Genomic DNA, 24830 nt, shown 5'->3' on the forward strand with positions numbered 1-24830 from the left:
GCTCCTTATACTGTTTTGCAAGCCAATAAGGCATCTACCGGAGCATGGCCTTCACCATACGCCTCACGAAACGATGGATTTTGAGCATGATGAAAGCCTTTAAGTACAGTTACAGCATATCCCAGCTCCATAAAGTCCTCGGGCTCCCATCCGCTCCGATGCTTTTGATAATGTTCTCCTTGCAAGTGATAATGGTCCGTTCCCTCCTGCGGAAAAAAACCCCGAGGTGTAAACACGACTACACGATTATAGGCGATTCTCTCGGCCATCCCGAGTAATCTCTGTCCTTCCTTCCTTTCAAAGTGTTCTATGGAATCGATAAAAGTGACTGCCGAGAACGTCTTAGGAAGAAATAATTTATCCATATGACTAGCATCACCATGCACTGGAATAATGTGAGGTGATTTATATTCACGATGCAGTAGGTAAGGTCTGTGAATTTCTAGTCCTAGGACAACTGCGGCTTCATACCGTTCAAGCAGGGTACCGGTGCCACTGCCGATATCCAGTATACTTTCACAGAATTTCAACTGCTCCAATAAGATTGGTAGAAAGTCATTCACTTCAATTTCCCGGTACATAACCTTCTTACCCCCCCATCGAAGAGATCAAGTGTTGGAGCGGACCCTTGTAGCGAGCGTTGGTTGCAGCTGCCTCTGCCATAATGACATCGTAATACTTAAGCGTCCCCATCCCTTCATGATTACGGTAAGCGGTGAGTGACTGATTCAGCATCACAGGTGCATACCCGTTCAGAATCGCGCGGTACCATAAATCATAGTCATGTGTATAGGGAAGTGATTCATCAAAAAGCCCAATCGCTCCAAATACCTCTCGTTTGAACATCACCGTGCAGCCATTAATAGGGTTCCCCTGTAAAAAACAACGTAAATAATCGAGGTGACTAGGAAACAATAGCGATGCGTTCATCTGAACTAGTTGAGATTGAGCGTTAATAAAATTGAAGTTGGTATAAGAGATGAAAAGGTTGTTCTGCTCCATGAACAGCACCTGATTATTGATTTTGTCTCGGTAGAATAAGTCATCTGAGCTGAGCCAGGCCACATAGTCTCCGCTTGCATGCAAGATACCGTGATTCAGTGCGGAGGCAGTCCCTCCGTTACTTTTCCCTAAATAATGAATTCGCGGAAAATACGGTCTAATCAAATCTGTATGAACAGTCGAGCCGTCATCGACGACGATGATCTCGTATGGCTCCCAAGACTGTGAAAGCACACTTTGCAAGGCATGCTCTATATAAGGGCAGTTATAAAAAGGAATCACTACCGACACTTTCGGTCTCATAACATCCGTCCTTCCCAGTTCACGCGGCAATAGTCCAAAATATCTGTTAAGGACTGACTAAACTCAATTCCCGGCTTCCAGCCCAGTGAAGATACATTGTCTTCAGGTGTTGCAGAGGCATCTGAAGTTATTAGTTTATCCCCCGCCACTCCGTTAACCGGAATAGAGAGAGCAGCTTGTGCTGGTCCCCAGTCCATCGGAATTGAAGCACTGGAGCGGCTTATCAGTTGCTCCGCAATATCCCCAAGTTGCCGTTGTGTCCCTGAGTCGATTTGATAAATGGTTCCATTAGTACCTTCGCGCAATATAAAGTCATAAGCTCTTACAGCATCGCGTACATCCAAAAAATCACGTAATGCATAGCGAGATGATAGTTTAAAGGGAGGGATTTCTTCGCCCGCATGTACTTCACTACGAACAATATGCTGTGCCAATAAAGAGCAGAAACCAGTAGAAGGACCGGGACCGATTAGGTTGCAGGGCTCAGCCAGCAGAACGGGCTGTTTAAACAGCGTCCCCCAAGCCAGAGACACCAGCTCTTCTATTGTTTTGCTGAGGCTATATGGGTGTGGGGGTCCTGCCACCACACCCGGTTTGAATTTAAGTCGCGAGCCTGCTACAAGAATTCGACTGGTAGGTAGACTTCGCATGGCTTCTAACAAATATAACGTTGCCATCACATTCGTCTCCATAAAGAGCAAAGGGTTACGCCAAGACTCGGGCACCGAGTTGTTTCCTGCCAAATGAAGGACAGCCTCCGGTGTAGTTTCCTTAATCATCTCAGCTACGGCCTTCCGATTGCTTAAATCACAGTAATAAACCTTCACTCCTTCTGGAAATAAAGCGGAAGCCAGGGCACCCGCTGTGGATGGCGGACGCACCACAGCAGTAACCTCAGCGCCTCCTGCCAAGAACAAATGAACGGCATGTCGACCGGTGAATCCGGCGGCCCCGGTAATCAGTAGTTTTTGACCTTTCATGGGGACATCTCTGACTGTTTCATCCAGTCAGCCAGTTCTTGCAGCATCAATGGGTACGAAGGCAACGGCAAATTAACATCCGTTCTTGTATTCACTAATGTTCGATCTTGAACATGTTCATCCTCAGGGATGATTTCCACATCCTCTTTATGAAAAGCAGCCTGAATATGCTGAAGCAGCTCATACTTACTTACCGGCTTCGGATGCGCTAAATGGATCAGCCCCGATACCGTGGAATCCAGCAGCGTATCCATTGCCTTAGCTAATTGGAGTGTAGTGACTCCGTTCCACATCACCCGGCGGTATCCTGACACTTGACCACGCTGTGCCAGAAACCAATCCATCAAACCAATGCCGTCTGGGCGGATTTCCGGACCAATAATCGAAGTCCGGATCGTAAGATGCCCAGGTTGCCGCACCTCGCCAAGACTTTTCGAAATCGCATAGGCAGAGGTTCCATCAGGAACATCCTCTTCTGTGTACCCCCCGCGTGTTCCTTCAAACACGCAGTCGGTACTGATATGAATAAGTCTTGCATGAACAGCTTCCGCCATCCGCCACAAGTGGTGAGGAAGAAAGCCATTCACGTGGTAAGCCCCTATTTTGTCACGTTCTGCGAATTGATTGAGTACCCCCATCGCATTAATGATGCAATGAGGGGAGACGATATCGACCAGCTTTTCTACTCCGGCTATATCGTTCGCATCTACATACAGCCCGCCAAGATCGCTCTTATCCCGGGTTGTATGGAAGACGTGATGCTTGCCCTGGCGGCGAAAATAATCCGCCAGCATATGCCCCGCCATACCGTTTCCACCAAGGATAAGCAGCTTCATTGCAGGAAACCTCCTCGAATCAAGATGCTTTTGATCTCTTCCTGATCCATTAGATTCGTCTCGGAGCTGAAACTATTAAAAGAGACATGAGGATAAGCGCTATAATGTGCCTTTAACTCTGGCATGTTCAGCGTAGGGAGAATCACTAGATACTGTTCATCGTAGACAACGGTTGTTAAGCTTTCGAAATCGCTCATTAGAATCTCGTGTATTTTCTCCCCCGGACGAATTCCGGTCTCGATAATACTTACATTCGGCTCTCCAGAGGCCTCGATTAACACCTCAGCCAGGTCGATAATCCGGCAAGTAGGCATCGTCATGACAAAGATTTCTCCACCTAAGCTAACCTCAGAAGCTTTAAACAACAACGTAATTGCATCGCGTAGTGTGAAAAAGAAGCGGGTCATTTTCATATCGGTAATACGTACCTGTCCCTTGTCCTTGATCTGCTTCATGAACAAATGTACTACGCTGCCGTTCGTTCCGAGCACATTACCTCCACGTACGGTTACAAAACGGGTGTTTGAGCCAATTAGATTGGCATAGACGAACAATTTTTCCCCAATCGCTTTGGTCATTCCATAGAAGTTCGACGGGTTTGCAGCCTTATCCGTAGAAATGTAAATGGCTTTCTCAACGCCATTCACAATGGCTGCTTCGATTACATTCTGAGTGCCTACAACATTGGTTTTGAGCGCTTCATACGGCTGATCCTCACAGACCGGAACATGTTTGAGCGCCGCCAAATGGAAGATATAATCAACGCCACGGCACGCGGCGATCAGCGCATCCTTGTCACGGATATCGCCAATGATAAAGCTGAGTCGTTGATCCTCGAACTCCCGGCTCATCGCCACCTGAGCGGACTCACTGCGGGAGAATACGATGATTTCCTTAGGATTTTGCGGCAGAAGTTGCCTAATCAGCTCATGCCCCCAGGAACCGGTGCCGCCTGTGACCACAATCCGTTTATTATTGAACATGCAGGTTCCCTCCAAGCAAAAATTTAACTACCTTTACCGAAACATCCGGAGTCAAGTAACCTTCCGGAGCCTCCCAATCCCGACGGAGCGCCGCCATCAGCTTGACGCTACGTAGAATACTTTTCTGGTCAACACCTGAAACCACGTTACTTCCGCAATCTACCGTTTCGGGACGCTCCGTTGTTCTGCGAATCGTAACGGTTGGTACTTTCATCAAGCAGCATTCCTCCTGTACGGTCCCACTATCGGTGATGGCACACAAGGCGTGCTGTTCCAAATAAACAAAATCAAAAAATCCGAAGGGCTCATGAAATTCAACGAGAGGGTTCATTGGAAGAGAAAATTGCTCAGTTAGTTTGGAGCGAGTGCGAGGATGAATGCTGCATATTAAACGAATTCCAAAATGCTCAGCCACTGCGTTAAGACCTGACATAATTTGTACAAGGGACTCTGGATCATCTACATTCTCTGCACGATGTGCTGTTACAAGGAAATACTGCCCTGAGGTAAGATTCAGCTGCTCCAGAATGCTGCTAGCCTGGATTTTAGATTCATAATGAGTCATGACCTCATGAATCGGATTTCCTGTTAACACAATACGTCTGCTTGGGAAGCCTTCGCTGATTAGATGTCTTTTGCTCTGCTGTGTATATGGCATATTAATGGTCGAAACGGCATCTATGACACGGCGGTTTTTCTCTTCGGGCACTTTTAGGTCATAGCAACGGTTGCCTGCCTCCATATGCACCACCGGAATACCCATTCGTTCGGCCAAAATCGCGCATAACGCGCTATTCGTATCCCCCAGAAGCAAGACACGGTCTGGCTGTTCTTTTTGTAAAATGCTCTCTAGCCCTCCGAACATGGCGGCAAGCTGGCCGCCGAGTCCTGCTTGCTTATCCTGCAGCACATAATCCGGCGCCCGCAGTCCCAGCTCTGCAAAGAAAATGCCGCTGAGACTGGCGGTGAAGTTCTGGCCGGTATGCACCAGGATGTGCCGCTCAGCATGTTCGTCGAGAAGCGGAATGATAACACTGAGGCGGATGATTTCAGGCCTCGTGCCTAAAATCGTAATGATCTTCATGAGTTCACTCCCCTGCCTGTTTGATGATGGTCTGACTTGACTCAGTCGGGTGGACTGAGTCTGCTAGAAGCGCGGGTTGGGCTTTTAGCAGGATTGGTAGAATAGCAGATTGGGACAATCTGCGGGATTTATACCGCTCATTTGGCGGTTTCAGCTGGAATCGCAGCAATTTGCGGGATTTATACCGCTCTTTTGGCGGTTCCGGCTGGATTTGCGACAATTTGCGGGATTTATACCGCTCATTTGGCGGTTCCGGCTCGAATCGCGACAATTTGCGGGATTTATACCGCTCTTTTGACGGTTCCGGCTGGATTTGCGACAATTTGCGGGATTTATACCGCTCTTTTCGCTCTTTTAGCCGAATTCGCGGCAATCTGGGGCATTTATACCCTTCTTTTCGCTCTTTTAGCCGGATTCGCGATAATCTGGGGCATTTATACCCCTCTTTTTGCACGTTTAGCCGGATTCGCGACAATTTGGGGCATTTATACCCTTCTTTTCGCTCTTTTAGCCGAATTCGCGGCAATCTGGGGCATTTATACCCTTCTTTTCGCTCAGCTTGCCACCTTCGCGGCAAGCGAGGCACTTACGCAGCGCGCCGCCGCCCACCCCGGCGGGCTCGGCGGCGCTTGCCCCCGGCGGTGCTCCGCCGCCGGGCAGAACCCTTACGCCGCTTGCGAGCTGCGCGGCGCAAAACCAACGGGCGTCCGCTTCGCCGGCGCGCCCGGGCTTTGCCGCGTCGCTTGCGGGCGACGCGGCTCGGCAAGCCCTTGCTTCGCGGCAAAGCCGGCGACGCAGCGGGCAATTCAGGCAGGACAGCGGGTGGTTCCACCACGCTGTCAGCCTCGCGCACCGGCGGTGCGCTGCAATAGCGGAGGCTCCACATCTCCGCAAGACCCTGCAGGCGGCTCCGATAAGCCGCCGGACCATAAACGGCGTCGACGCGCTCCCGCGCTTGGGCGCCTATGGTTATCGCCAGTCCCGGCTGCGCCAGCATGACGTTGACTCTTTCGGCCAGCGCGGAAATGTCCGACGCGGGCACGAGATTTTCGCCGCAGCCTGCTGAGTGCAGGATTTCCCGCAAGCCCCCGGAGTCGTAAGCGACCACAGGCTTTCCAAAAGCCATTCCTTCCAAAGCGGTCATTCCAAAGCCTTCGCGGATCAGGCTGGGAACAACCAGCACATCCATAGCGCAATAAGCAGATGGAAGGCATTCAGCATAACCAACAAATTTAAATCGGGTATACAGACCCTCGAGCTTTACCTTGCGGACACACCGATCATAGTAGCTTTTGTCACCAGCTGAACCTATGACAACAAATTTCGCACTAGGATGGACCGCGTACACAAGCACAGCCATTTTCACAAAATGTTCCAATCCTTTTTCCTTATTAATAAAGGAAGAAATATAACCGACCAGCTGCTCCTGCGGTTTAATCTTTAGCTCTCGCCGTCGTTCGCCCCGAAGCTTGCTCCAAGCCTCAATCATCATCTCTTTGTCATTCCAAGAAGGGGGAAGCTGAATCACTTTCTCCGCTCTTACTTCCTCTGGAAAGCAAGCTGCTGCCGTTTGTGAAATAGCCAGAATCTCATCACTATTCCGATGAATCAGTTCTACACTAATGGGTGTATATTCATTGTCTGTTATCGTCTCTGATATTTTCCATACCACCGGAATGCCCAGTGACTTGGCAGCCATTGCTGGCAAAGCATGGACACAGGTACTTGTAATAATAAACGCCGGGCGCAGAGAGGTCAGCCAGTCTGTTAACTCGTGGTACTCCCTGCTTTCCTGGAATTTACGAGCATCTGTCTCGAGCCCTGCATAAGGAGTGTACATTCCATATAAAAGAGGAATCGAGAGCAACTGTACACTTATTCCGAAGCTTCGAGCCTGAGCAGTCAGCTTGCCGTCCTGTGGTGCAACGAGAATACAATTAAAGTACGGAGAAAGCTCCTGAGCGAAAAACAACAACAGCTTCTCCGCTCCGGTAATACTGCGTGTATTAGATACATGTGAAAAGAGGACGATTGTAGCTTTATCAGCCATGGCGTTTCGGCGCTCCCTAACGAGGGCCTGGAGCAGCCATTCACCTCCCTTAAAGTTTTACGAAGCGTTGCTCAAGTTTCTTACTCCGTAGTAAAACTCGCTTCGGAAGCATCCGCTTAGTTTTACGAAGCGTTGCTCAAGTTTCTTACTTCGCAGTAAAACTCGCTTCGAAAGCATCCGCTTTGTTTTACGAAGCGTTGCTCAAGTTTCTTACTTCGCAGTAAAACTCGCTTCGAAAGCATCCACTTAGTTTTACGAAGCGTTGCTCAAGTTTCTTACTCCGTAGTAAAACTCGCTTCGGAAGCATTCGCTTAGCCTGAGCCTCGCCCTCTCAGCCCATAACCCACCTTTGCCTCCGTTCAGCTATCTAAGCCGCTCCATCAGCTTCTTTTCATCAGGTTACAGGCATACGCTGAGGTCCGGTTCTACAGTATATCGAGGAAAAACAGATGCCGGCACGACACCTGTCCCCTGCTAAGCGCACATTTCCATATCCAGTTTGGGCCAAAGTCTAGCCGTAGATTACTGTTAGCATCTGGTGAATACGTTTTGCGTAAGTGTGATCCTTGAGCGTCCGTTCAAAAGCACGCAGCGCGATTGCCCGGCGTTCCTCCTCATGGGTTAAGTAATAACGGATCTTATCCATCATTTCCTGAGGACTCGCAAAGGTCACAATTTCTTCATCCGGTTTGTAGAAAGATCCCATATCATCTCTAGCATCTACTAATTGCAACGTGCCCGTTGCTGCAATTTCAAAGGTACGTGGATTAGGAGAAACGGCAGGAATCGAAAGCGTATTGTTATTAACCACTTCATCAATGTGCGAGCGGTGGAGGTTAATGACGATTTTGGAGCCGCTGTAAGCTACTGACGTCTCTTGTGGGGACATCCATTTGCCAATTTCAATACGGTCACCGTAGAGCGGAGCCTCAGGCAGACGATCCCACCAGATTCCGTTAATCACTGTGTTATAGTTCATTAAATCAGGAAGAATCTCACGGAAGAAGTTCACCCGGTTCCAATAGGCGGAGCCAATAAAGCTAACTTCCCGATTCACTGACGAACGTGTTGTAGTAGGACGGTAATGCTCCAGGTGAGCAGCAAAAGGAAGATAATGGACCTCAGGGCAACCAAGTCCCCGATAGAAATCAATACAATTACGTTCAAGTGTGAATACAAAATCGTAGTGAGCCACAATCTTGACCGTAAAGTCAGTGTAATAAGGATCATCAGTAAGCCAAATAGCTGTCCGAATGCCACTAGTGCGTAGAGCATCGATCTGCTCAAGAGGTAAATCCATACCGTCTAGCACCAATACCAGATCCGGTCTTTGCGCTGCAGCCAGCTCTACTAGATTTTGACGCACATCCGTAATTGTGACTTGAGCTGTTAATTTTTGTAGTGCGCAAAGAACCGCATCATCTAAAGGAGAGTAAGGGTAGCCTTTGCCAGAAGCGACATACATGACATGAATATTCCGCACAGGAAATACTTCTTCAGATCGACCATTCAGGATCGCAAGGCGTCCCCGTAAATAGCCCTCATCATACCCCCCCTTGAAACCACTCAGACGACCACGCAGCTTTTCTTCCTCCGGAGGTGTCAGAGGTAATGGGGGGGTAGGCATAATAAATTCATTATTGTTCATAATCCTCGCTCCTTTATCCCGTTATAGATTTCATACACGTGAAGCAATTACATTCAGCAAATGAGGCAAACGCGCAGTGAATGTATGGTTTCGCATGGTAGTCCGTAATCCCCGTAAAGCATAGATTCGCCGCTCTTTTTCATGCTTCAAATAGTACTCAATCTTCTGCTGCAGTTCCTTAGCCGAGCCAAAAGTATCCAGATCATAACCAGGCCGATAATAATTTCCCAAATCCTCACGAACATCCGTAAGCTGCATAGTACCGCAGGCGCTGATCTCATAGGTGCGCGGATTAATGGAGCGTGAAGGAAGGCGGTAGCTATTCCGGTTATCCTGACCCTCTTCCCACGGGCGGTGAATATTAATGACTATTTTTGCGCCACTGTAGTAGTTGGCTGTCTCCTCAGGCGGGATAAAGCCATTGCTGATAAAAGGTGTAAGTTGATCATAGGTTGCGAGGCGTTCCCAGAACCCCCCAGCGATAAGCACTTTTTTTCCCTTAAGATAAGGTGCCAGTTCGTCAAACAGTTCTGTCCGATTACGAAATGCATTACCAATAAATACAATGTCATACTGATATTGCGGGCCGGTACGCCGTGGGTAGAACATCTTTGGATTGACACACAGTGGCAAATAATGAACCGATGACACCCCAAGGGATTGATAAAACTCTACGCAACCCAGCTCATGTGTAAATACGTGATCATAATGCTTGCAAATGACTGAAGTGTCCTCTGTAAAATAAGGATCATCCACAAACCAAATGGCGGTTGGGATGCCTAGCTTTCTTATCTCCGAAATCTGTTCTAAATGATTTTCCGGGAATACATGAAGCCCATTCATCACTAGCACTGCCCCAGGCATTTCCCGTGCTGCGGTTTCCAGCATCGTTTCAGGAGTACTTATTACAAGCTCACTTACAAGCTGCTGCAGCGCCTCCGTTACGCCAGTGTCGATCGCCTGAAATCCTTGAGGAACATACATTAACTTAAATGGTCGGCAAGCTTCGACCCCTGGAGTATTCAGACGCTGCACAGCCTCACACATGCCAAGACGATATCCTTCGTGATAACCGTCGCGATATTCTCGCGGATGCTTGTGTTTTTTTCTCTTTCTCGCTTTCACGGCCTTCACCCTGCCCCGTCGTATTCTCAAGACAGTATAACTATATGCGGAGTCAGCACTCGCCTCATGGACATCTGTCTTTACTAGAACTAAATTGGCAGATGTCCCCTGTCTTTTGCCCGGCTTGCCCGAACCTTAGATGATTTCATCCACTCACAGGATGCTGGTATACTATAAGAGGTTGTTCAAAAAGTCCGCTTTTGATCACGAAGTAGCCCAAGAAGCTTACTCGACATCGAATATTGAATTCAGGCGAAACTTCCGGTGCTCACGTAGCTTCCACTACGCTCCGCTCCTCAGTTTCTACCTTCTTTCAATCTTCTCGGTGCTGAAAACCGTACTTTTAGAACACGCACTATAAAGGTCTAGCTTGAGACTTACATCTCGTCATATCTGAGCGGAAATGATTATTTATGGCATTCACAAGGGGGGCACTATGAATAACACCACGTTGTACTTGCGCCATGCAGAACTGCTTCGTGATCAGGTTCCATCATTCCAAACCTATCCATTTCATCTGCCAGCCGTAAGAACACTGGATCGGCTTATTTTTCAAAAGCCAGTAACCTTTCTTGTCGGGGAGAATGGCACAGGGAAATCTACCTTGCTAGAGGGAATTGCTGCTGCGTGGGGCTTTAACCCTGAAGGTGGAACACTTAACTTCTCTTTTAACACTCGTTCCTCACATTCGAGTCTCTATGAGTATTTTAGAATTGCTAGAGGGGTTAGACGTCCGAAGGACGGCTTTTTTCTACGCGCGGAGAGCTATTATAATGTGGCTTCCTACATTGATGAATTAGATGAACAGCCTAGTTTTGGTCCACCAATCAAGAACTCCTATGGAGGCAAGTCTCTGCACGAGCAGTCTCACGGAGAGTCTTTTTTCGCAGCGTTCGTTCATCGTTTCGGAGGACGTGGTCTTTATATTCTTGATGAACCTGAAGCCGCTCTATCTCCTCTACGGCAAATGTCTCTGCTGGTGCGTATGCATGAGCTAGTGCAACAGGATTCACAGTTTATTATCGCGACCCATTCTCCCATTCTAATGTCCTATCCGGGAGCTGAGATTTTTCTTCTAGAAGGTGAGGGCATAAGGTCTGTCGCCTTGGAGGAAACAGAGCACTACACCGTGACCAAAGCATTTATGAATGACCGCCAGGGTATGCTGCGTGAGCTATTAGAGGATGAACAAGCATAAACACCTTCGACGTCCCTATAAGGACGGTAAGCATTTAAGCGAGAAGTATAAGGATAATTTACAACATGGAACATATAAATTCTTATATTTTAATAAAAACAGCAAGTCTCCATAATCGGAAACTTGCTGTTTGATTTGTTTCATAAATTAACGTTTTACAATTCCCACTACCTTGTGTACAACCCATCCGAACATGACAACAACCATCATATCGAAGCACACATTAAACAAGAATAAATGCTTACCGATGTCAGCCCTTCCGTCCCCAAGAATCGGAACCAGGAAGGAGAAAATCCCTATCAGTCCTAATAACATCAGCAGTTCACCAGCAACTCTTCCCCGAACATCCCGACTATGGAAATATTGGAACACCGCCCCGGCAAAATACACCAGATAGAATATAGTGAGAAATCCGAGCGTATGCGGGATATGCTTGTTCTTGAATTCGCTCCACCCGCTGTAAGTGTACGATAATGCACCTGCTGGCTTATTTTCACTCTTCTCATAATTCCCTAGATAATAAGGACGAATCGCCATACTGTTACTAGCAGCATATTCCATATTATCTATTAACCGTCCTGGATGTTTTAAGTAGAAGAACAATACATCCTTATGGGATACCCGGTCGTAGAAATCCGGTACCAGCGAAGGATCATCCTGTTTGATCACTGTATCGGTCTGAAAATAATTCGTGCCCGCAAGTACCTCCAACCGCTCCGGCAATCCGAGATCCTGCAAATCTCCCTTCACATCTGGTGATTCGTTTAATATCCCAAAAAACACAGTCTGATACAGGTTAATATGCTTCAGCTCTTTTGGCGCCGTCACGTACATAACGATGGATACCAGAAATATCGCAATCGAAAAGCGTAAGGCCAGCTTTCTCCATTTTCGCTCACCATCAAGCGTCATAAACCGCAGGAAGATCAATGCAAAGGCAATCCCAATCGGCGCATTCTGAATTTTGGAGGTGACCAGAAACAGTATCGCAATAAAAAATAAGGTTAACCCCTTAGTCGTAGGCTTTTCTTGGCTAGTGAGTCTTAACCCCAGTGCAAAGGTCAACAGCATAAACACCATCGATACCGGTTCTCCAAACAAGGAGTTAAAGTATGCCAAATACCCAATATCATAGAATACAAACAAAATAGCTGCACCTAGCAGCAGCCCCGTAACATAAGAGCCGCGAGCATTGTACTTCACCAGCAGCCAGGTCGCCACCAGTAAAAGAAGACCGTAAACTGCACCGAGCAATCTAACATCAAAAAAGCTGCCATGGATGAGCCCGCCGATCAACCTCGGTACAAGCACAACCAAAATCTGTGAAGAAGGATAGAAGCCCCTAAACAAATTCTCATACGCAAAACGAGAATGGCTAAAATTAAAAAACTGGTCGGTATACGATGCTGCAGTATCATAGTAGTTCAGACCGATGGTATTCATCATACGCAGGAAATCTCCATTATCAGCAACCCCAATAAAAGGTCCTACGAATAGCAGATAAATAATGAGACCGCAGCCGGCAAGGCTTACGAGATACTCCGGTTTCCAGAACTTTTTCATGATTCCCCCTATCTCTGTGGTAACAGCTTCACATATTCGTCGGACAAATTCATTAGCTTCAATACATACTCATAATCGCTCTGATATTTCGAGAAGTCCGTTACCGGCTTGAGCGTATCCAGCGACACAGCTTCACCATCTGCAAATCCTTTTCCAGGGACATAGAGAATGTCATCATTAAAGAAGGAGCCGGAAGGCAAATAATATCTCATCCCTAACACATTACGATCAATGTTGAGCAAGTCATGACCAAAGGCTGTATAACCTTCTTGTTGTAGTGAAACACCCATTAAATTAGCAATCGTAGGAAGGATATCTAGTTGTCCTCCCGTACGCTCTACTACCTTTCCTTGCTCCATTCCCGGTACACGCACAATGAGTGGAATATTAAAGCGGCTGATCCGGGAATCATATGGAACACCAAGTGCACTTTCCACTTGCTCTGGCGGAACGTCCTGAGGCTGCAGGCCAAAGTGGTCGCCATACATGACCAGAACAGTGTTATCCCACAATCCATTTTCTTTCAAACCTTCTATTAAAGTACCTATGGCATAATCAGTATAGTTTATAGCAGTCAAATAATCACCAAGCATCGTATCCTTCAAATTATCAGGCACAGTGATTTTCTTAAAGGAATCTGGGATTTTGAAAGGATGATGACTGGATGCTGTCACCATCTGTGCGTAGAAGGGAGTCCCCTTCTTCTTCAGCTCTGTCAATTTCTCGACACCCGTAATATACAGCTGTTCATCGGAAGCACCAAACGCATTAAAATGATCATTCGTAAAATAATCTTTGTCATAATAACCATTAAACCCAAGCGCCGGATATAGCTCATTCCGATTCCAAAACCCTACTTTATTCACATGAAAGGTGTATGCCTCATACCCTTTATCCCTTAGCAGTCGTGGTAAGCTTGGCAATTCTCTGTCCCCGAATCCGGTAGACATGGCTAAAGTACCAATCGGATAAATAGACGTATTGCTCATGAATTCAGCGTCAGATGTATTCCCTGGACCAATCTGCTGGTAAACATGAGGAAAATAAAAGCCCTCATCCGCTAACTTATTCATGACTGGCGTCAATTCTTGACCATCCAAGGATTGATGTAGTGGGAAATTCTGAAAAGCTTCTAATTGTAGCACAATTACATTTTTACCCTTTTGTGAGCCAAAATAATCAGGAGTCGTACCCGCTGGCTTGTCACTATAAGGATAGGAAGATTGCAGGGCGTCAACCTTCGCAATCGTATCCTTAATATCACCCGTTCCAATGAGATTGTTATCTTCATTAATCTTAATCGCAGCAACGACTTCATAATTTAGAAATCCGGCAGTTTCCGCCTGTACAAGCTCATTTGTAATCCCCCGTGCAGAGTGGACAGAATATGCCGATAAAGAAAAGCCTCCAATAATGGATACCAGAATCACCACCACATGCACGAATCCTGTCTTCCGGGAACTAAAGCGTTCACGCGGGTAGGTCTTTCCTTGTTTCCATCTGCGAATCAAACCATAGATAGCGAAGATGACAAAATCCACGAAGAATAAGTAATCAATACTCTTTATGGTAGATTCTACACTTGCCTTCACTTGAAATACCTGATTGATTTCAGATAAGGCCAGGTAGGTTGGAACAGAACCAAAGTGATTAAAATATACAGCGGCTGCGAACAGTAACAGCGATAAAAAGCCGTTAAATATCCAATAGACGGTTGTTCTCACCCTAGATGGCGTAATCACCGTTAAAATCCCCATAATAAAAAGGATTGGCGCTACATCCGCTGCAATCCATTCCCAAGCAATTCTATCAAAGAACAACACTCTCAGAAACAACAGCTTTAACCATAACAATATAACAACGATAAAAAAATGGGCGCGATCCGGCCCTTGCTTTTTCACTTTTAATCCCCTCTTACATGTTCATTTGTTCGAAATATCAAATCTATTCTAGTAATTTGTAAAATATCAGGTTGTTCTAGTATAACAATACTTACTTTTTTTATCAAAATGGTAGAATTATCTTCCATCAAAAAAGAGATGCCCCGCTGCCCTTCCGGCTTTGGAACATCCCTGTTAACTATAGATTGGTCAATCTTCAGACGATCGAAGTATGCTTAAGCAATCTTTTAATAGAACGGTTAGCTTCATTCAGAACAATCTCTTTATCTACAGTCTTCAGCAGACCCCTTTCCATCACGATCTCTCCGTCGATAATCGTGGTTTCCACATCCGCCCGGGTAGCTGAATATACAATTCTAGAGATGGGATCTACGTCATAGGAGGGGAAGGTATGGAAATTGAAGAGATTCAGGAGCACTAGGTCTGCTTTTTTACCCACCTCGATACTACCGATCTTATCTTCCATCCCTACCGCTTTTGCCCCACCTATAGTTGCCATACGAAATACACTGCGGGCATCCATCGTCGTAGGTCCATGTTGAGGCTTCTGAATAATTGCTGCGAGCCGCATTTCATTAAACATATCCAGATTGTTATTACACGGTGCACCGTCAGCACCCAGACTTAGTGACACATGATCATGGAGCATCCCCGGTGTATCAGCAATTCCAGACGCTAGTTTCAGATTTGAGCCAGGGCAATGACTTACATGAACTCCACGATCCCGCAATATGCGCCGCTCCTCAACATCCAGCCATACACAATGCGCCAGTATTAAGCGCTCATTAGCTAATCCTAGATGGTCCAGATAGACGATGTTACGCATCCCGGTCATCGCCTGTACAATCTCAATCTCCCCTAAATTCTCAGAAGCATGGGTGTGCACCTTCACATCATACCTTGCGGAGAGATCTCGTACCTCGGTTAACAAGGGTTCGGTGCAGGATATTACAAAACGCGGAGAGAACGCATATTGAATCCTTCCATTGCCATAGCCATTCCATTTTTCAAGCAAATCCACACTTTCCTGTAAAGAAGAAGCGGTATCCTCCTGCAGTGCTTCAGGCACATCTCCTCCTTTTTGATCCATCATCACCTTACCGGACAAAGCACGTATTCCACTTTTAGCAATGGCCTGAAAAGCATAGTCCGTATGGTGAACAGTCTCCATATCAACAATCGTAGTGGTTCCGCTGGAAATCAGTTCTCCAATACCGAGCATCGCCGAATAATAAAGGGATTCCTCATCATGCGCTGCCTCTAACGGCCAAATCCGTTTACGCAGCCAGTCCATAAGCTCCAGATCATCTCCCTTCCCACGGAATAACGTCTGGCATAAATGAATATGCGTCTGAACAAAACCGGGAATTAACGTACGGTTCGTGGCATCGATGACCTTTTCGTCTCCCTGCGGGATCAGACCAATGCCGATTTCTACGATGATATCATCCTTAATTCGAACATCCCCGACAATAATTTCCTCCTGTTTGTTCATTGTAATGATCTCAGCATCTTTGATCAGAATGTTCCCCATTGTCCTTATCCCCCTCATTGTTCATTCGTTTGCCGTTTCACGGTGTAACACAAAAAGACCACAAAAATATGCCGTAGCATATTTTCGTAGCCAGAAATTTACGGTTTCCGGTAGAGACCCTTAAACCAATTATTAAGGATATACGAAAAGAGAAGCTATTCTATTCCAAATTTGAATAAATCAATCATAAGACAAAGACATGTTTAATGTCAACAAAAGTTATTTAAACTAACACAAATTTCTTGATTAGATCTATTCACAATTAAAAACAATGATTATCTCTATTCTTATGTAATAAAACCTAACTTAAATTATGATTTTCCACACTGCTTATCAATATTTCTTAAGTTCCGCTTTTTATACTCGTCCTATCACCCGAACCGATAGCTTCGCTTTTAATAAAGTAATAACGAGGAGGAGATCAAATGCCAACAATTTCTCAAACCCCAAATGAGTTGCAAGCATTCATCGCCGCTGCTGAAAAAGTATGGTTCGAGGTCTACGATTCTGCCGATTCTCGCAGAGTGATCCGCGTTGATGGCGCCGATTATTATCGTCTGCCGGTTAGATTCAGTACCAGAGCTAAGGTCATTTCGTATTTTAGAAAGTACTGGGGCATTACAATGAGCAACACCATGTTCTGTAATTTAAAAACCGTTTCTAGAAACAACAGGCTTTATGTAATATCAGGAGATACAGGAACCATTGCTTTTATCCCAAGAAGACTCACCGTTACAGGTCGCACATCAACAAGAATACGCCTTACAGCAGTTCTGTCCATTGATGATATGAGCGATGAAGATATCGTTAACGTTCGTTACCTGATCGGCGTATCCGGTAGAAGGCTTCTTATCCTTAACCGGGATCAAAAAAATACCGATACTCGATACCAGACATGCCGTTAAGGGAATAAAGAAAAAAGGTCCAGAGGTTAACCCTCTGAACCTTTTTTTATGTTAAAGCTTCCTAACTACGTTCCGGTTTCAACACCTTCTCGAATACTGGAAAGTTCGCCGTGCGGTTCGGAAAACCCACTTCACCTCTATGGTCATAACCAAGGCGAGGATAGATTTCCAATGCTCTAGTATTCTTCGCATAAGTATCCAGCCGAATACTTGTGTAACCATTACGCGCTGCGTAATCCTCCGCGAAAGCAATTAGCCTAGTCGCAATCCCTTTTCCCTGAATATGTGGATGAACTGCTAAACGATGCATAATCAGATGTGGCCCTTGATTTTGCTTCCACTCGATCTTCTTATATTCCTCAGAAGCATTCTCATCCAGTACAAGAATACCCGCGATAGCTTGATCTTCTTCACATACATATAAGGTACCCTGTGCGATATCCAGTTCGATAATCTCTTTATTCGGATAGCTCTCATCCCACTGGTCGCTTCCAGCGGCCTGCATAACTTGTACACATTTTGAGATCAATTCCATGATCTCTTCGATCTCATCCTGTCTAGCTTTTCTGATTCCATTTCCTACTTGCATCCTGCTATCCCCTCTTTCTTATCGACATCTGAAAACCTCTGAATAGATTCTCGTTTTAGAAGTCTATCATATTCGGAGACAAATTCCGATAGTAGGATGATTCCAGAGAGGATGCAATCCCTCTAAGCTGAGGGACACGAAAGATCAGAATAACACGTCATAGATTAGATCTCCGGGTCCCTTCCTCTTAACTTACCTGCCGCTGCTCAATTAAACTCCAGCTTATGCCCGTCCTCGAAGCCCTTGGCGAAACCGGCGTCGAACCCCACGTTGTATGCTTCGGTGTAGCCCTGCTGAAAGGCGTCTGCCGGTGGCGTTTCCGGCGAAACGCCAAGATCCGGGGGGAGCGGAATGACCTGCGGGGCAGGTGGAGCCTCGATAACCGGCACTACATGAACTGGTGCTTGTATAACCCTCACCTTTCGAACAAGCTTGCGGCGGAGTCTTCTTTTCTTTCGTATCAAAAGACCCTTCTTCGTCTTTCCATAACGAACGACTTTCCGAGAAAGTCCTCTGCGGGGTTTGCGGGCTAGACCTCTACGCACTTTCGTTTTCCGCGAGAGCAGTAGTGTGCGTCTGCGGGTTCTGCCTGAACGTAATGTTCTAAGGCTCTTTTTCTTCATGCTTCTATTCCTCCTGTGCTCCATGATCTCTGGAGGTTCCTACGGCGTATGCCTTGCTCAGCCATGGCGCAGCAGGAATTCCCCGTTTCGGTTGATGTAGTGAAATCCCGGACATCATCCGGCACATCGCGCTCTGATACCCACTTAAGATTCTGATATTGTCGCTCAATTTGCGGGCCGTCAGCTCAGATTGCCCCGTCAATTCGGCGATGCTCTCCAAGATGGCCGCCAAAGCAGCCTGACTGCGCGAAATGGAGCGGATCATCTCCAGCTTGACGGCATGTTCAGAGAGACGGTCCCCGCTCATTTGCTGTCTTCTCCAAAACTGAACCCATCACCTGACATGTCTCCAAAACCTTCCCCGCCACCATCATCTTCACCACTGCCCAGCACTGCTTTTAAATTGCTGTAGAGTCCATTCTCCAGTTTAGTCAGCCCTTCGACCATTTCCACGATAACTTCGTGAATGGAAAGGGATTCCTTCAGCTGCTCTTCATGAGATTCGAAAGCTCTAGCGTGGATATGATGTTGTGCCCACTGTTTTACCTTTTCAGCTTCAACCGCCTTAGCTTCCAGAATCATTGCAATGTTCCACTGGATAGTGGCGGTCGACTCCAGCATTTGCAGATAAGCCTTTTCTCTGCTCATCATCCGCCTCCTGCTCCTATAGCGTTACTCTTCTTCTTGGCCGTTCAATTCCTTAATTACTCTGCCTACCCCTTCAGCCATCGCTTCTTCCAGATCTGCAAGTGCATTCAAGTAAGCAATAATATTCTTGTTTACTTGAGTTGAGCTTTCGATCATCCCGCTGATACCGTCAAAACCGGGATCTGCATCTGGCAGATCGTGGACAATTTGCGACATACGGACAGCCACGTGGCGCTCGGCATCTAGTATCCGCGCCATCTGTTCGTGCGTATGGGCCATGTGCTGCAGGACTTTTGTTATTTTATTCTGCACCTTCATGTCTCCTTTGCTCAAACGCCCTGCTACAGCATATGCGGCAGAAGCCGGGACGGTGCCGAGGATATAAAGGCAAGTTACGTCTCTAAACAAGTAGATTGGCGAACTCAGGATACTTTAGAAAATTGCAACAGGTCGTGTAAATGGAAAATAAAAGGCCAACAGCCCGGTCCATTTGGAACGGGCTGTCGGCCTTTTGGATTAATAATATTTATTGATGATTCTGTAAATGAGAACCGCCGTTTCGGCGCGGGTTGCAGCTTCCGTTGGATGGAGCAATTTCCCGTCACCAAGGGCAATGCCCTCCCTGACCAGTACGGCTGCTGCCTTTACGGCATAATCAGCCACTTTGGAGGCATCCGCAAATTTGCCAAGGTCGGAGATGGAACCGGTCTCCGCTAATTTTCCTGACTTCTGCAATGCTCTTACGATGAATACCATCATATCCTGCCGGGAAATCTCTGCTCCCGGATTGAACCTGTTGCCGCCAACTCCGCTGGCAATGCCCAATTGTTTGGCTATTCCCAGCGCTTCATAATAGTATGCGTCCTGATCGGCATCCGCAAAGCTCACTTCAAACCCAGCCTTTAAATCAAACGCTCTGACCAGAAGCAATATAAAGTCCGCTCTTTTCATCTTGGCGCCCGGTTCAAAGAAAGTACTCGACGTCCCCTGAACGATTCCTTTAGCCGCCAGAGCTTCAATAGCTTCTTTGGCCCACAAATGGCTGCCGATATCACTGAAAACAGGTTTCTTTGGCTGCAGTTCCGGTGTTGGTGCCGCTGTTGTCGACGGACCTTCACTTGGCTTCGGAGCTGCCGGCGTTGGCGTTGGAGTCGGGTTACCACCTCCACCGCTGCCCGAGCCACCGTCCCCGCTGGCCTTTAATGTAGATACGATTCTCACATTGCTTATCTTGGACGTATTTCCTGCTGCATCAACAGCTATAATATAGTATTTGTACTGGGTATCCGCAGATAAACCGCTATCTCTGTATTCTGTTGCCTCCAGGGTCTTGATTTCAACGTCATTGCGGTAAATCCTGTATCCCGTTACTCCCAAATTATCCGTGGAAGGTGTCCATTTTAGATCAATGGCAGAGCTGGATACCGCTTCCGCTCTCTCTATTGTTGGTTCCATGGGAGCCTCAGTATCAACGATGGTTGGTGTCCACCAGTTGCCGGATGCCACAATCATGCTGAGCAGACGCAGATTATTGCCAAAATATAAATCGTCTTCGGTGGAAACAGCCGCATTATAATCCCATAATTTATTCAGCCACTCCTGATTGGATGAATCGATCATGGCGCTGACCATCATCGGTGCGGAGAAGGATGTGTCTGCATAATCATTGATTGCTTCCGTGCCGTCCAGCTTATATCCCGCAAGGATCTTGGCCGGATCATTATCCGCCTTGGCCCGAATCCAGCGGTTCAGCGTGCTGAGCTGCTCTTTAGCCCGGTTATCACCTGTCAGGAGATAATCCGTACTGATCCGCCAGGGAATACGGGAAGAGTTGTAGTTGTAATCCCCGTCATTTTCCGATTCCAGGAAGTATCCATCCGGGGTATCCCATATTTTCTGGCTTACCGGTTTGTATTGCCCATCCGTATCATCCTTGAATACAAAATCCGGCAACAAACCGGCTTTGGGACTGTAATTTTCATACAGACTATTAATGATGTTGTAGGTCTTATCGGTAACACGATCCCAATTGGGGTCTCCGGATACATTTTTAAAATCTTTCAGATGCTGCAGCATAAAATCGGAAGGACGTGTAGCATTGCCGAACATGGAATCATTGTCACTGACCCAATCCGCCAATTTCAATGTCCACTCGGAATGGTTGACATCGCTTTTCATAATAGCGTTGATTACCTTTTTGGCCTGGGACAAGTAGTTAATTTCCCCGCTGCTGCCCCATTGGCTGTCGGCAAGCAGAAGAGCGTAAGCAATATCCATATCGCCGTCGGTTGCCGAATCCACTCCATTGATATCAATAATTTCGGTGCCGGTATCCGCTTGCTGCCATGCCATTAAATCGGGATTGATTTCACTTGGATGTGCTCTGAAATAGCGATACATCCCGTCAAAATACTTCTTAGCCTCCGGATCATGACCCGCGAGCAAAGCGGTAATCAGCATTCCGTAGCCATGCGCTTCTGAAACTGTAATCTCGTTATTCTCAAACCAATCTCCGTCGCTATACCACACGTAATACTGGTCTGACTGATATGGATTTTGTTTCAGATATTTTGTTTTCCACTCGTTATATAATCTGCCCACCGTAGCGTCTAGTTGGGCCTGAGTCAAGTGATTCGGCTTAATGGAGCCGGCCACATAAGACGTATGATGCGGAAATGCCTTATGGACACCCTCTCCAGTGGATGAAGGTTTGGTCTTTACTTGAACGGTATTGCTCGCCAGCGATTCCTTCTCTTCTGCATTATAGGCCTTCACAGTATAACTATAGGCCGTATCCGGAGTTAACCCGGTATCGCCGTAGGATATTTCCTTCGTCGTGCCGACCTTGCTGCCGTTGCGGTATACGTTGTAGCCCGCTGCCTGAATATTGCCGGCCGATGCCGTCCATTTCAAGTTGATTTGGTAAGGAGAAACCGCAGTTCCTTTTAAATCTGAAGGTGCTGAAGGCGGCTCCGACTCGCTTGGACCTTCGATTGTACTGACTTCGACCGGATCTGAATTGATTCTTGTGCCGACCGCTTTGACAATAAATTCATATTTTTTCGCAGGATTGATATCATCTACCGTGTAGGTGTATTCCGTTTGACCTTCCGCTGCTGGCACATATATACTCCAGTGTGTCTTCACCTTGTCATTCTTCTCATAAATCCGGAATCCTCTTACAGGTTCTGTACTTGCGGAAGGTGCACTCCAGGTCAGAACCGCCTTGCTGCCGTTCAATTTCACCTTCACCGCTTCCGCCGGGTCCGGCTTGGTGTCCGTTCGCTTGATCCCATACTTGTCATACGCTTTTAGGCCGTCGCCAACGGTGTCCGGCTGATTCTCATCCGCTACGGCTGCGGTATATGCTGTAAAGGAAAGCACCCGGTCTGTGATGGAAACATCCGTAAACATCTTCTTCTCCGGCTGTTCGTAGATGGCTGCAAAGTAATCATCATAAGGAACCGGATTCCCGTTTTCGTCCTGAATCTCGCGGGGTTCTCCATTCTCATCCAGTTCATATTGATTGTTCTTATAATAGAATTTATTTCCGAATGCATTGGACATGAGATAGACCGTGCCTTTGGGGTTGAGTGCATTGCCCTCTCCATCAAATGTCAGTTTTTCCTTGGGAATAACTTCATCATTGTACATTTGGAAGGATCTCATATACATATGATCATGGGCCTCGAACACCATATCGATGCCCATCTCGTCAAAGGCGGGAATCAGGTATTTCTTGTAAAACTGGACGCGATCGTCTTCCCATTGTGCAGAGTTGTCGCCTGCTGCATAAGGGCTTTTGTGAAAAGTAACAAACTTCCACTTCTTGTCGCTGCGGGCGACCGTACTCTTCATCCAGGCCACTTGGTCCCAGAATTGGTCATCTGCCCATTCCACATCTTTCCCATTCTCTGCAAGTGCCCCCGAGTACTGCGAATTGAAGACAAGATAGAGTGCATCACCGTATTCAAAAGAATACACAGAGCCTTCATGGGTATCCGCAACAACCTGTTTCGGCAAGTTGAAATGGTTGTAGAAGTTGTTATTCGGTGTCGTCTCGTCTCCGTCATAATCCATGACCTCATGACCGCCAAGTACAGGCACATATGGTACTTGCAGCAATTGATTCTGGGCTGCTCCGAGCATCCATTGCCACTGCTCCTCCAAATCACCGTTATCCACCAGATCTCCGGCGCTGATCAGGAATTTAGGGTCGCCTATATAATCAACTGCTTTCCGGAAGGTATCACCCCAAGGCTCAAAGTCAGACTTGCTGGAAGCCTGTGAATCGGAACCGGCGATAAAACGGAAAGGCTGGTTGCCGGCAGCATCGGTAGTGAACGAGCCGATAGAGCTCCAATCACCTGATTTGCCGTTACCTGCCCGAAACTTGTAAGCTGTTCCCGGTTGAAGCTGGTCTACAATGACTTTATGACTAATAAATTTCGTTTTATGGTTCGTACTTCTGTCGCTTTTACTCATAAAGGTCTCAATTTCTTCGGCCTCTCCCTGATAAGTCAAAGCCCCGTTCTCCGGGAAAATGTTCCCCATAACCTTTGAGGCTTCTATAACCTGTACCACGGTATCCGTCATTGCATCCGTGTACCAGGCCAAAGCAATGCTCGTCTTTGGATCTCCGTTAAACGTCATATTGATGGATTTTGGAGCAAGAGGCGAATCCTGAACGCCAAAACTCCAGGAAACTTCCCGAACTAGCGGCACAAGATCTGCCCCTTTGATAAGCCCCTTGGGTATAGTTAATGTGTAAGACTTCCCATAAGTCAACGGAGGATGGTTTATCCGCAAAGTATCTCTGTTTAAGACTTCAAGTGTAACCCCATCAACCGGTTGATCGTTCTCATCGGAAAATCGGACAGCATAACCCGGATCAAGGGCAATGGCCTTGTTGAATTTGATTTCAACGGGAGCTTCGGGAGATACATTTCCAGAACCGTCTGAAGGCTGCTGGACAAGATCTACGGTAGGAATGACAGGTTCTTTCCCCGGGATCGTCTCGCCGGACACCTTGATATTTCGGATTCTACTGGAACCTGAACCCCCTATGCCCTCATCATTCCCCCTGGTGTTGGTATCGGAGCTGACGATCCAGCGAATATATAATATTTCCCGATCATTGCTGTTCGGAAGGGGAGTATTCACCAATCTGCAGGTATCTCCCGGGCAATCAAAACTGGAGACGGCCATTTTAAGATTCGTATTCGGCACATCCTCCCACGTTTGTCGGTCTACACTCGTCTGCACTTTAAAATCACGCGGACCTGACCCGGATGAATTTTGCTCAGAGGATAAGGTGATCTTCTCAAACCCGGTTGTAGACACGGTAGCAAGCCAATACTTTTTCCCGTTTCCATTGTCCCAGCCCTGATAGCTGATCGCTTTCTTGCTTACATCCACATCCTCGAACACACCGCCTACATTGCGAAAAGTAGAAGCTGTCTCATAGATGCCGTATGTAGCCGAGATTACCCCCACATTTTCAGCGGCCTCATCAAACACCCATTCGGCAATCGTCTTTACACCGGTTATTGAATCTGAACCGACAGCATCTGGTGCTGGTGCAGCATTTGCAATCTGGAATGGCAGCAGTATAAGCACGAGCAACAAAGAAATGGATTGGTGCAGCCTTCTTTTCAAATGACCCTTCTTTTGCACTCTCGTTCCCTCTTTTCGCAGATAATAGTTTAAGCGCTTTAACTTTCACTTGCAGCGGACCCTGATTTTTTTTCCCCTCCTTAAATACGATTTATATGTAAATATAGCGCATTCATTTCTATTCAATCTCTGCATATTTTGTTATTGTTAATGATTTTCTACTTTTACCGCTATTTAATTTC

The 24830-nt window shown here is 46.8% G+C and carries 21 protein-coding genes and 1 riboswitch; of the genes, 2 read left to right on the forward strand and 19 right to left on the reverse strand.

Translation table 11 applies throughout. The features are described from left to right. Positions 1 to 5: 5 nt before the first annotated feature. The 10 genes from ACFWMP_RS25795 to ACFWMP_RS25840 form a co-directional block, all read right to left on the reverse strand. Complete coding sequence (locus ACFWMP_RS25795) at positions 6 to 581, reverse strand: class I SAM-dependent methyltransferase (RefSeq protein WP_076285980.1); 576 nt, start codon at positions 579 to 581, stop codon at positions 6 to 8. Between the two features lie 7 nt (positions 582 to 588). Continuing rightward, positions 589 to 1305, reverse strand: a complete 717-nt coding sequence (locus ACFWMP_RS25800; RefSeq protein ID WP_042191472.1) for a glycosyltransferase — start codon at positions 1303 to 1305, stop codon at positions 589 to 591. Continuing rightward, positions 1302 to 2285, reverse strand: coding sequence for an SDR family oxidoreductase (locus ACFWMP_RS25805; protein WP_042191474.1), 984 nt, complete (start codon positions 2283 to 2285; stop codon positions 1302 to 1304). Before ACFWMP_RS25805 ends, ACFWMP_RS25800 begins: the two co-directional genes overlap by 4 nt. Further along, complete coding sequence (locus ACFWMP_RS25810; RefSeq protein ID WP_076285978.1) at positions 2282 to 3121, reverse strand: dTDP-4-dehydrorhamnose reductase family protein; 840 nt, start codon at positions 3119 to 3121, stop codon at positions 2282 to 2284. The genes ACFWMP_RS25805 and ACFWMP_RS25810 overlap by 4 nt, the downstream gene beginning before the upstream one ends. After that, positions 3118 to 4104, reverse strand: a complete 987-nt coding sequence (locus ACFWMP_RS25815; protein ID WP_042191479.1) for a polysaccharide biosynthesis protein — start codon at positions 4102 to 4104, stop codon at positions 3118 to 3120. Before ACFWMP_RS25815 ends, ACFWMP_RS25810 begins: the two co-directional genes overlap by 4 nt. Then, positions 4094 to 5188 carry a non-hydrolyzing UDP-N-acetylglucosamine 2-epimerase gene (gene wecB, locus ACFWMP_RS25820; protein WP_379425070.1) on the reverse strand — a complete coding sequence of 365 codons (1095 nt, stop codon included), beginning with the start codon at positions 5186 to 5188 and terminating at the stop codon, positions 4094 to 4096. The genes ACFWMP_RS25815 and wecB overlap by 11 nt, the downstream gene beginning before the upstream one ends. Before the next feature lie 4 nt (positions 5189 to 5192). Next, positions 5193 to 5561 (reverse strand): hypothetical protein, encoded by a 369-nt coding sequence (locus tag ACFWMP_RS25825; RefSeq protein ID WP_379425072.1) that lies wholly within the window; start codon positions 5559 to 5561, stop codon positions 5193 to 5195. A gap of 213 nt (positions 5562 to 5774) precedes the next feature. Further along, positions 5775 to 7238, reverse strand: coding sequence for a glycosyltransferase family 4 protein (locus ACFWMP_RS25830; protein WP_379425074.1), 1464 nt, complete (start codon positions 7236 to 7238; stop codon positions 5775 to 5777). A 511-nt stretch (positions 7239 to 7749) separates the two neighbouring features. Continuing rightward, positions 7750 to 8865, reverse strand: coding sequence for a CgeB family protein (locus ACFWMP_RS25835; RefSeq protein WP_042194464.1), 1116 nt, complete (start codon positions 8863 to 8865; stop codon positions 7750 to 7752). A 51-nt stretch (positions 8866 to 8916) separates the two neighbouring features. Next, positions 8917 to 9933, reverse strand: a complete 1017-nt coding sequence (locus tag ACFWMP_RS25840; RefSeq protein WP_081383023.1) for a CgeB family protein — start codon at positions 9931 to 9933, stop codon at positions 8917 to 8919. Between the two features lie 514 nt (positions 9934 to 10447). Between ACFWMP_RS25840 and ACFWMP_RS25845 the strand changes: the two genes are divergently transcribed. After that, entirely contained in the window at positions 10448 to 11209 is a 762-nt protein-coding gene (locus ACFWMP_RS25845) for an AAA family ATPase (protein ID WP_149644975.1), read from the forward strand. A gap of 147 nt (positions 11210 to 11356) precedes the next feature. Here ACFWMP_RS25845 and wsfD read toward each other — a convergent pair whose 3' ends face one another. From wsfD to ACFWMP_RS25860, 3 genes are all read right to left on the reverse strand, one after another. Continuing rightward, entirely contained in the window at positions 11357 to 12772 is a 1416-nt protein-coding gene (gene wsfD, locus ACFWMP_RS25850) for a glycan biosynthesis hexose transferase WsfD (protein ID WP_379425076.1), read from the reverse strand. Between the two features lie 8 nt (positions 12773 to 12780). Next, the gene (locus tag ACFWMP_RS25855) at positions 12781 to 14673 is read right to left on the reverse strand and encodes an LTA synthase family protein (RefSeq protein WP_379425078.1); all 1893 of its coding nucleotides are present in this window, start codon (positions 14671 to 14673) and stop codon (positions 12781 to 12783) included. A gap of 196 nt (positions 14674 to 14869) precedes the next feature. Continuing rightward, entirely contained in the window at positions 14870 to 16207 is a 1338-nt protein-coding gene (locus ACFWMP_RS25860; protein ID WP_379425080.1) for a 5'-deoxyadenosine deaminase, read from the reverse strand. 67 nt (positions 16208 to 16274) lie between these two features. Next, a riboswitch (purine riboswitch) is annotated at positions 16275 to 16373 on the reverse strand. 259 nt (positions 16374 to 16632) lie between these two features. Here ACFWMP_RS25860 and ACFWMP_RS25865 point away from each other — a divergent pair. Further along, positions 16633 to 17112: a DL-endopeptidase inhibitor IseA family protein gene (locus tag ACFWMP_RS25865; RefSeq protein ID WP_076285969.1), complete on the forward strand. Its 480-nt coding sequence runs from the start codon at positions 16633 to 16635 to the stop codon at positions 17110 to 17112. Between the two features lie 61 nt (positions 17113 to 17173). On the opposite strand, the gene ACFWMP_RS25870 is transcribed toward ACFWMP_RS25865, so the two are convergent. The 6 genes from ACFWMP_RS25870 to ACFWMP_RS25895 form a co-directional block, all read right to left on the reverse strand. Beyond that, positions 17174 to 17701: a GNAT family N-acetyltransferase gene (locus tag ACFWMP_RS25870; protein ID WP_379425083.1), complete on the reverse strand. Its 528-nt coding sequence runs from the start codon at positions 17699 to 17701 to the stop codon at positions 17174 to 17176. 206 nt (positions 17702 to 17907) lie between these two features. Beyond that, positions 17908 to 18324 (reverse strand): FliH/SctL family protein, encoded by a 417-nt coding sequence (locus ACFWMP_RS25875; RefSeq protein WP_379425085.1) that lies wholly within the window; start codon positions 18322 to 18324, stop codon positions 17908 to 17910. 4 nt (positions 18325 to 18328) lie between these two features. After that, on the reverse strand, positions 18329 to 18631 hold the full coding sequence (locus ACFWMP_RS25880; RefSeq protein ID WP_042130853.1) for a hypothetical protein: 303 nt from the start codon (positions 18629 to 18631) through the stop codon (positions 18329 to 18331). Then, the gene (locus ACFWMP_RS25885; RefSeq protein WP_042191502.1) at positions 18628 to 18972 is read right to left on the reverse strand and encodes an alpha-helical endospore appendage domain-containing protein; all 345 of its coding nucleotides are present in this window, start codon (positions 18970 to 18972) and stop codon (positions 18628 to 18630) included. Before ACFWMP_RS25885 ends, ACFWMP_RS25880 begins: the two co-directional genes overlap by 4 nt. A 24-nt stretch (positions 18973 to 18996) precedes the next feature. Continuing rightward, positions 18997 to 19284, reverse strand: coding sequence for a hypothetical protein (locus ACFWMP_RS25890; RefSeq protein WP_042191504.1), 288 nt, complete (start codon positions 19282 to 19284; stop codon positions 18997 to 18999). A 204-nt stretch (positions 19285 to 19488) separates the two neighbouring features. Next, positions 19489 to 24648 (reverse strand): glycosyl hydrolase family 8, encoded by a 5160-nt coding sequence (locus ACFWMP_RS25895; RefSeq protein ID WP_379425087.1) that lies wholly within the window; start codon positions 24646 to 24648, stop codon positions 19489 to 19491. Positions 24649 to 24830 lie beyond the last annotated feature (182 nt).

The sequence above is a fragment of the Paenibacillus sp. NPDC058367 genome (genome assembly GCF_042723305.1).
GTDB lineage: Bacteria > Bacillota > Bacilli > Paenibacillales > Paenibacillaceae > Paenibacillus_AQ.